This window comes from Mycobacterium sp., from assembly GCF_050701675.1.
GTDB lineage: Bacteria > Actinomycetota > Actinomycetes > Mycobacteriales > Mycobacteriaceae > Mycobacterium.
This window is the reverse complement of the sequence record NZ_JBOGDD010000021.1, coordinates 1-8,242: the sequence shown is the minus strand read 5'-3', so window position 1 is coordinate 8,242 and position 8,242 is coordinate 1. Positions and strand designations below refer to the sequence as shown.

The 8,242-nt window shown below is 67.8% G+C and carries 10 protein-coding genes and 1 pseudogene; 9 read left to right on the top strand and 2 right to left on the bottom strand.

Features of this window, described 5'->3' with window-relative positions:
• The 6 genes and pseudogenes from ACRDUX_RS00635 to aroQ all read left to right on the top strand — a co-directional run.
• Window positions 1–220, top strand: a pseudogene (locus ACRDUX_RS00635) (prepilin peptidase); the annotation flags it as partial.
• A gap of 33 nt (window positions 221–253) precedes the next feature.
• Window positions 254–748 carry a GNAT family N-acetyltransferase gene (locus ACRDUX_RS00630; protein WP_526410018.1) on the top strand — a complete coding sequence of 165 codons (495 nt, stop codon included), beginning with the start codon at window positions 254–256 and terminating at the stop codon, window positions 746–748.
• Window positions 749–790: 42 nt separating this feature from the next.
• Complete coding sequence (aroC, locus tag ACRDUX_RS00625) at window positions 791–1,999, top strand: chorismate synthase (protein ID WP_526410016.1); 1,209 nt, start codon at window positions 791–793, stop codon at window positions 1,997–1,999.
• A complete protein-coding gene (locus ACRDUX_RS00620) occupies window positions 1,999–2,643 on the top strand; it encodes a shikimate kinase (protein ID WP_526410014.1) in 645 nt (214 codons plus the stop codon). Before aroC ends, ACRDUX_RS00620 begins: the two co-directional genes overlap by 1 nt.
• Window positions 2,636–3,715, top strand: coding sequence for a 3-dehydroquinate synthase (gene aroB, locus ACRDUX_RS00615; protein ID WP_526410012.1), 1,080 nt, complete (start codon window positions 2,636–2,638; stop codon window positions 3,713–3,715). Before ACRDUX_RS00620 ends, aroB begins: the two co-directional genes overlap by 8 nt.
• On the top strand, window positions 3,712–4,152 hold the full coding sequence (gene aroQ / locus ACRDUX_RS00610) for a type II 3-dehydroquinate dehydratase (protein WP_526410010.1): 441 nt from the start codon (window positions 3,712–3,714) through the stop codon (window positions 4,150–4,152). Before aroB ends, aroQ begins: the two co-directional genes overlap by 4 nt.
• Here aroQ and ACRDUX_RS00605 read toward each other — a convergent pair.
• Window positions 4,149–4,712 carry a B-4DMT family transporter gene (locus ACRDUX_RS00605; RefSeq protein WP_526410008.1) on the bottom strand — a complete coding sequence of 188 codons (564 nt, stop codon included), beginning with the start codon at window positions 4,710–4,712 and terminating at the stop codon, window positions 4,149–4,151. The genes aroQ and ACRDUX_RS00605 overlap by 4 nt on opposite strands.
• 33 nt (window positions 4,713–4,745) lie before the next feature.
• Here ACRDUX_RS00605 and ACRDUX_RS00600 point away from each other — a divergent pair, with 33 nt between their 5' ends.
• Genes ACRDUX_RS00600 through nusB form a run of 3 tightly spaced genes read left to right on the top strand, consistent with a single transcriptional unit; the run spans window position 4,746 to window position 6,897 of the window.
• Window positions 4,746–5,837, top strand: coding sequence for a M24 family metallopeptidase (locus ACRDUX_RS00600; RefSeq protein WP_526410006.1), 1,092 nt, complete (start codon window positions 4,746–4,748; stop codon window positions 5,835–5,837).
• Between the two features lie 24 nt (window positions 5,838–5,861).
• A complete protein-coding gene (gene efp, locus ACRDUX_RS00595; protein ID WP_526410004.1) occupies window positions 5,862–6,425 on the top strand; it encodes an elongation factor P in 564 nt (187 codons plus the stop codon).
• Complete coding sequence (nusB, locus tag ACRDUX_RS00590) at window positions 6,418–6,897, top strand: transcription antitermination factor NusB (RefSeq protein ID WP_526410002.1); 480 nt, start codon at window positions 6,418–6,420, stop codon at window positions 6,895–6,897. Before efp ends, nusB begins: the two co-directional genes overlap by 8 nt.
• Window positions 6,898–6,929: 32 nt before the next feature.
• On the opposite strand, the gene ACRDUX_RS00585 is transcribed toward nusB, so the two are convergent.
• Window positions 6,930–8,174: an FAD-dependent oxidoreductase gene (locus ACRDUX_RS00585; RefSeq protein WP_526410000.1), complete on the bottom strand. Its 1,245-nt coding sequence runs from the start codon at window positions 8,172–8,174 to the stop codon at window positions 6,930–6,932.
• Between the last annotated feature and the right edge of the window lie 68 nt (window positions 8,175–8,242).

Here is an 8,242-nt window from a genome sequence, read left to right as displayed (position 1 = left end):
GGGCGCGGGGGACGTCAAGTTGGCCATCGGCGTCGGTGCGCTGACTGGCGCGTTCGGGGTCGATGCCTGGGTGCTCGCGGCGATCGCGGCGCCACTGCTGACGGCGCTGTGGGGGATCGTCGTCGTCGTACGGACTCGGGGCACCGGGGCGATCACCGTGCCGCACGGACCGTCGATGTGCGTCGCGACGCTCGCAGCGGTCGCCCTGGTGGCCCTCTAGACCTACCGTTGATTCGAACGGGGGAGACCGACCATGTCCACACGCGCCGCCACACTCGACGACCTGGATGCGATCGCGGAGATCTACGCCCACTACGTGCGCACCAGCGTCGCCACCTTCGAGCTCGATCCGCCCGACAGGGAGGAGTGGCGACTGCGCTTCGACTCGATCACCGGCGCAGACCTGCCGTTCATCGTCACCGAACGCGTGGGTGCCGTCGCCGGCTACGCCTACTGCGCACCGTGGAAGACGCGACCGGCCTATCGGTCGACGGTCGAGGACTCGGTGTACGTCGCGCCGCGGGCCGTCGGGCAGGGTTGTGGCACCGAACTGATGCGGGGGTTGCTCCGAGCGAGCGCGGGCAGAGGCATCAGGGAGGTGGTCGCGGTGATTGCCGACACGGGCGATCCCGCCTCCGTCGAGTTGCACCGCCGGTTCGGCTTCACCGACGCGGGCCGCCTGAGGAATGTCGGCTACAAGCACGACAGGTTCGTCGACACCTTGCTGCTGCAGCGCACCCTGGTATGAGGGATTACGTCAGGTCGGGGCTGCCATGGGAAGATGGGACGCGTGTTGCGATGGACCACAGCTGGTGAATCCCACGGCCGCGCCTTGGTGGCGCTGGTCGAGGGTATGGTGGCCGGCCTCGAGATCACGTCCGAGGACATTGCCGGGCAGTTGAAGCGCCGCAGGCTGGGCTACGGCCGCGGGGCCAGGATGAAGTTCGAAGCCGACGCCGTCACCGTGTTGGCCGGGGTACGCCACGGCCTCACCCTCGGCGGTCCGATCGCCATCGAGATCGGCAACACCGAGTGGCCCAAGTGGGAAACCGTGATGGCAGCCGACCCCGTCGACCAGGCTGAGCTCGACGGAGCGCGCAACGCGCCGCTGACCCGGCCACGGCCGGGGCACGCCGACTACGCGGGCATGCTCAAGTACGGCTTCGACGACGCGCGCCCGGTGCTGGAGCGGGCCAGCGCCCGCGAGACCGCCGCCCGCGTTGCCGCAGGCACCGTCGCCAGGGAGTTCCTGCGCCAGGCGCTGGGAGTCGAGGTGCTCTCACACGTCATCGCGATCGGCGCGTCGAAGCCCTATGACGGGCCGCCGCCGCGGCCGCAGGACCTGGCCCGCATCGATGACAGTCCGGTTCGGGCGTTCGACGAAGCGGCCGAGCAGTCCATGATCGCCGAGATCGAGGATGCCAAGAAGGACGGCGACACGCTCGGCGGCGTCGTCGAGGTCGTCGTCGACGGGCTGCCCATCGGTCTTGGGTCGTTCACCAGCGGCGACAACCGGCTCGACAGTCAGCTGGCGGCCGCCGTGATGGGAATCCAGGCCATCAAGGGCGTCGAGATCGGCGACGGCTTCGAGACCGCACGCCGCCGCGGCAGCGTGGCCCACGACGAGATCTATCCGGGCCCCGACGGGGTGATGCGCTCGACCAACCGCGCAGGCGGTTTGGAGGGCGGTATGACCAACGGTCAGGCACTGCGGGTACGGGCCGCGATGAAGCCCATTTCGACCGTGCCGCGGGCACTGGCGACGGTCGACATGGCGACCGGTGAGGAAGCCGTTGCCATTCACCAGCGCTCCGACGTGTGCGCGGTGCCCGCCGCGGCCGTCGTCGTCGAGACGATGGTGGCGCTGGTGCTGGCCCGTGCCGCGCTGGAGAAGTTCGGCGGCGACTCGCTGGCCGAGACCAAGGCCAACGTCGACGGCTACCTGGCGAGCGTCGCGAAGCGCCAACACGTGGTCGAACCCGTGCAGGCGTCGGGCTGATGGCGCCAAGGGCCGTGCTCGTGGGCATGCCCGGGTCGGGCAAGTCCACCATCGGGCGCCGCCTCGCCAAGGCACTTGGCGTGCCGCTGCTCGACACCGATGCCAAGATCGTCGAGACCACGGGCCGCAGCATCGCGGACATCTTCGTCGAGGGCGAGGCGCAGTTCCGCCGCATCGAGGCAGACGTCGTCCGCGCAGCGCTGGCCGAACACGACGGGGTGGTCTCCCTCGGAGGCGGCGCCATCACGACGCCAGAAGTCCGTGACGCGCTCGTCGGCCACACGGTCATCTACCTCGAAATCACTGCGGCCGAGGGCATCCGGCGCACAACCGGCGGAACGGCCAGGCCGCTGCTCGCGGGCGGCGACCCGGGGGAGAGGTTCCGAGAATTGATGGCGCAGCGCGTCCCGCTGTACCGGCAGGTGGCGACGCTGCGGATCAACACCAATCGGCGCAATCCGGGGGCGGTGGTGCGCCACATCGTGCAACGAATGGAGAGCGCGGCCACTGAACGGCCGCCCGCGAAGCGCCGCCGCAGGCCGGCGTGGCGCAGACTCCCCACGGTCCTGAACCCCGCACCCACCACCGAGGCGCCGCCGAGTCCCGCGGCGCTGGCCCGTCGAGCAGAGGCGCGCAATGACTGAACCCGTCACCGTCGAGGTCCTGGTCGACAGCCCCTACCCGGTGATCATCGGGAGAGGGCTGCTCGACGACCTGGCCCGCGTGCTCGACGGCCGCCACCGGGTGGCCATCCTGCATCAACCGGTGCTGAACCAAACCGCCGAGGCGATTCGGCACCATCTGTCCGACAAGGGAATCGATGCGCATCGCATCGAGATCCCAGACGCGGAGGCGGGCAAGGAGCTTCCCGTCGTCGGCTTCATCTGGGATGTGTTGGGCCGCATCGGCATCGGTCGCCAAGATGCGGTCGTGAGCCTGGGCGGCGGCGCGGCCACCGACGTCAGCGGATTCGCCGCGGCCACGTGGCTGCGCGGCGTCGACGTCGTGCACGTGCCTACCACGCTGCTTGGCATGGTGGACGCCGCAGTCGGTGGCAAGACCGGAATCAACACGGACGCAGGCAAGAACCTCGTCGGTGCGTTCCATCAGCCACTCGCGGTGCTCATCGACTTGGCGACGTTGGAGACGTTGCCGCGCAACGAGATCGTGGCGGGCATGGCGGAGATCGTCAAGGCCGGGTTCATCGCCGACCCCGTGATCCTCGACATGATCGAAGCCGACCCGGAAGCGGCACTCGACCCCAGGGGTCCGGTCCTGCCCGAACTCATCCGCCGCTCGGTGGTGGTCAAGGCCGAGGTCGTCGCCGCGGACGAGAGGGAATCGCAGCTGCGCGAGATCCTCAACTACGGACACACCCTGGCCCACGCGATCGAGCGCCGAGAGCGCTACCGGTGGCGCCATGGAGCGGCGGTGTCGGTTGGGCTTGTCTACGCGGCGGAGCTGGGCAGGCTGGCCGGGCGCCTCGACGACGAGACCGCCGATCGCCACCGCACCGTCCTGACAGCGCTCGGCCTTCCGGTGACCTACGACGCCGATGCGTTCCCGCAGCTGCTCGAGTACATGGCCGGCGACAAGAAGACCCGTTCCGGCGTCTTGCGATTCGTGGTCCTCGAGGGTCTGGCCAAGCCGGGAAGGCTCGAGGGCCCGGATCCCGCGCTGCTGGTCGCCGCCTACTCGGAGATCGCGGCCCAATGAACGATTCGGTGACCGTCAACGTACTCAACGGCCCCAATCTGGGCAGGCTCGGGCGCCGTCAACCGGAGGTCTACGGCAGGACCACGTTCGACGATCTGGTCGGGATCATCGAGCGCGAAGCCGCTGAGCTCGGTCTGAAAGTCCTGGTGCGACAGTCAGATAGCGAGGCCGAGTTACTCGGCTGGGTTCACGACGCCGCCGACGCGGGGGAGCCCGTCGTGCTCAATGCCGGCGCGTTGACTCACACCTCGGTGGCACTTCGGGACGCGTGTTCGGAGCTGACTGCGCCGCTGATCGAGGTCCACATCTCGAACGTGCATGCGCGCGAAGAGTTTCGGCACCACTCGTACCTGAGTGCCATCGCTACGGGCGTGATCGTCGGACTCGGCGTGCAGGGCTACCTGCTCGCCCTGCGCTACCTCGCGGAGAGCGGCTAAGAGTTCTTCTCGACGCTCACCGGGGTGGTCTCGTCACCGGTGGAGGCGCCGGAGTGCACCGGTGCCTCGTCGTCGCGGACGGCCTCGAACACGTCGGTGTCGGCGCGGTCGCCATCGATGGTGTGACGCTGAACCGGCGGCGCCTTGCGATCCACGAGCCCACGGCCGAGTGCAACGCCTCCGATGGCGAAGACGAACATCAGCAGCGCGGTGAACGCGGCGAACGTGGTCACCTCGTTGAGCAGACCCTCGGCGTACAGGTTCTGGTAGAAGAGCGAGATGAACCACGCCACGAAGCCGCTGACGATGCCCGCGAACAGGCCGGCCACTAGCCAGGTCATGGCGAGGTCGGCCCGGCGGTCGGGATCGGGATTGGCCTGCGCGTCGCCGCGGCCGTCGATCAAACCCCACAGGAACGCCGCGATGGCGAACACCACGACCAGGATCACGCTGATCAACAGCGCCTGGCTTTCCATCAGGTTGATCAGGGCTCCCTGAAGCAATCGGATGATGACCATCAGGGCCGCGAACACCAGTCCGCGCAGCAACCACTTACTCATGGGGGCACAGCGTAGCGAGTACCGTCAGGCGCTGTGACGATTTCACAGCGCCGGGCCCGCCTGCGTCGCAGACTCGCCGCCGCCGAGTTGGACGCCATGCTGGTAACAGACCTGGTCAACGTGCGATATCTGTCCGGTTTCACCGGATCGAACGCCGCGCTACTGATTCGTGTCGACGACGAGGTTCCGGTACTCGCGACCGATGGGCGGTACCAGACCCAGGCCGCACAGCAGTCCCCTGACGCCGAGATCGTCATCGATCGATCCTGTGGGCCTCATCTGACGGCCCTTGCGGCCGGGTGCGGCGTGCGACGGCTCGGCTTCGAGAGCCACGTGGTGACGGTCGACGGCCACGTGCTGCTGAAGAAGGCCGCGGGCGACGTCGAATTGCGGAGGGCGGCCGGTGCGGTCGAGGCGCTTCGCGAGGTCAAGGACGCCGGCGAGATCGCGCTACTGCGGTTGGCGTGCGAGGCCGCCGACGCGGCGCTCGCCGACCTGGTGGCGGCGGGTGGTCTACGGTCCGGTCGCACCGAGAAGGAGGTGAGGCGCGACCTGGAGTCGCGGATGCTCGACCACGGTGCCGACGGCGTGTCCTTCGAGACGATCGTGGCCGCAGGCCCGAACTCGGCGATCCCTCACCACCGGCCGACCGATTCCGTGCTGGCGTCGGGCGACTTCGTGAAGATCGACTTCGGTGCGCTGGTCGCCGGCTATCACTCGGACATGACGCGAACGTTCGTGCTGTCCCCGGTGGCGCAGTGGCAGCTCGACGTCTACGACCTGGTCGCCACCGCTCAGCGGGTCGGCACCGACGCGCTCGCGCCCGGGGTGTCGCTGTCGGACGTGGACGGCGCGTCGCGCCAGGTCATCGCCGATGCGGGCTTCGCGGAGAACTTCGGTCACGGCCTCGGCCACGGTGTCGGGCTGCAGATCCACGAAGCGCCGGGGATCAGCGCCTCATCCGCCGGTACACTGCTTGCTGGCTCCGCGGTAACCGTGGAGCCCGGCGTCTATCTGCCCGGCCATGGCGGTGTCCGCATCGAGGACACGCTGGTCGTGGGCAGTGACGATGCACCCACACCTGAGTTGCTGACCCGGTTCCCCAAGGAACTGGCGATTCTCTAAAAGAGGCTAGGAGTAGTACCGACCGTGGCATCGACCGCCGACTTCAAGAATGGGCTCGTCCTGCAGATCGACGGCCAGCTGTGGCAGATCACCGAGTTCCAGCACGTCAAGCCTGGCAAGGGCCCCGCGTTCGTGCGAACCAAGCTCAAGAACGTCCTCTCCGGAAAGGTCGTCGACAAGACGTACAACGCGGGCGTCAAGGTGGAGACCGCCACCGTCGATCGTCGCGACACCACGTACCTGTATCGCGATGGCACCGACTTCGTGTTCATGGACGCGCAGGACTTCGAACAGCACCCGCTGCCGGAGACCCTGGTCGGTGACGCGGCGAACTACCTGCTCGAGGGCATGCCGGTGCAGGTCGCGTTCAGTGAGGGCGCGCCGCTCTACCTGGAGCTGCCGGTGACGGTCGAGCTGATCGTCTCCCATACCGATCCCGGACTGCAGGGGGACCGGTCCAGCGCGGGCACCAAGCCCGCCACCATGGAGACCGGCGCCCAGATCAACGTGCCGTTGTTCATCAACACCGGTGACAAGCTGAAGGTCGACTCGCGTGACGGCAGTTACCTGGGTCGGGTGAATGCCTGACCGTCGCGGGGACCGTGGCCGCCACCAGGCCCGCAAGCGCGCGGTCGACCTGCTCTTCGAGGCAGAGGCGCGTGGGCTGACGCCCGCTGAGATCGCCGATGGACGCAACACCCTGGCGGAGAGCGACTCCGAGGTCTCGACCCTGAACCCGTATACGGTCACCGTCGCACACGGTGTCACCGAGCACGCCGCGCACATCGACGATCTGATCTCCGCCCACCTCCAGGGCTGGACGTTGGAGCGACTGCCCGCGGTCGATCGGGCAGTGCTGCGGGTGGCGGTGTGGGAGCTACTCCACGCCGACGACGTTCCCGAACCGGTCGCCGTCGACGAGGCCGTCGAGCTGGCCAAGAGTCTGTCCACCGATGACTCGCCGGGATTCGTCAACGGTGTCCTCGGCCAGGTGATGTTGGTGACCCCACAGATTCGTGCCGCTGCGGCTGCCGTGCGGAGCGCTCCAGAGGGCTCCTGACGTGGCCGTGTCGACCTTCTGGCACGGTCGATCTAGGGCGCGGCCCGCTGGCCTCCGTAGGTCGGTAGTTCTATCGAGTCGGCGGTGGTGAAGTACTTCTTGGCCGCGAAGGAGCGAAACGGCCAGCGCTGCATCCACTTCATCACCAACGCCGTGACCACGATGTCGGAATTGGACATCGGTGCGTAGCCGTCGATGCCGGCCGGCAGATCCTGGCACTTGTCGATGTAGGGCCGCATCAACCTGCCGTAGCTCGCGAGCGCTCGGTCGACGTGTTCGATGGTGAGAGTATCTGCCGCGGGACCCAATTCACCCGCGAGGAGATAGGCGCCGACCAGTGCGAGGCTGGTTCCCATGCCGCTCAACGGTGAGGCGCAGTAACCCGCGTCGCCGACCAGGGTCGCTCGGCCCGACGAGAACGTTTCCATGTGCACCTGGGCGAAGGCGTCGAAGTAGAAGTCGTCCGCGTCCTCGGCGGCCGCCAACAGTGCATCGCACTGCCATCCCGCACCGGCGAACCTCTCCACGAGCAGTCGACGCTGAGCGTCGAGGTCGTGTCGGTCGTAGGTCAGCGGTGCGGAACGAAAGGCCAAGCCTGCCTTGGCGGTCGACTGATCATGCGATGGGCGCATCGAGGCGTTGAGGCCACCCGCGGCCTGGTACATCAGGTACCACCCGTCGAGGCCAACGCGATCCGGTGCGGTGAACCACGCGTGATAGCCGCCCAGCGGCTTGACGAAACTGTCCTCCGGTCCGAAGACCAGCCTTCGCACCGACGAGTGGGGGCCGTCAGCGCCGACGACCAGATCAGCCGTGAGTCGGGTGCCGTCGCTCAGTGTCGCGTCCACGCCCTCATCGTTGGCATGCAGTTCGGAAATGCGTGTGCTGAAACGATAATCGACGCGTTCCCTGGTGGATTGGTACAGCACGTCGACGAGATCGCCACGCAGGATCTCGAGCTTGGAGACCACGCCGTTGCCGTCGAATGCCTCGACCGGCATCTCCGCCCGGCGCCGTCCGTTCGGCGCCACCCAGGCGATGCCTGACTGGTCCATCGAACGGCGCTTCAGTTCGTCGAGCAGACCCATGCGCTGCACCACGTCGGCACCGGCGCCCCGCAGGTCCACGGTTTGACCTCCAGGGCGGATCCCCGGTGCCGACTCGACGACCACCACCCGATAACCGTTGCCCGCCAGCCAGAAGGCCAGCGCTGGCCCTGCGATTCCGGCGCCACTGATCAACACGGTCGCTGCGTCATAGCCGAAAGCGTATGCCATACGCATTCGTTGGGCAACGGTGGTCCGGATGAAATCGAGGTCCTGGATTGCTTACTGAGGCATGACCG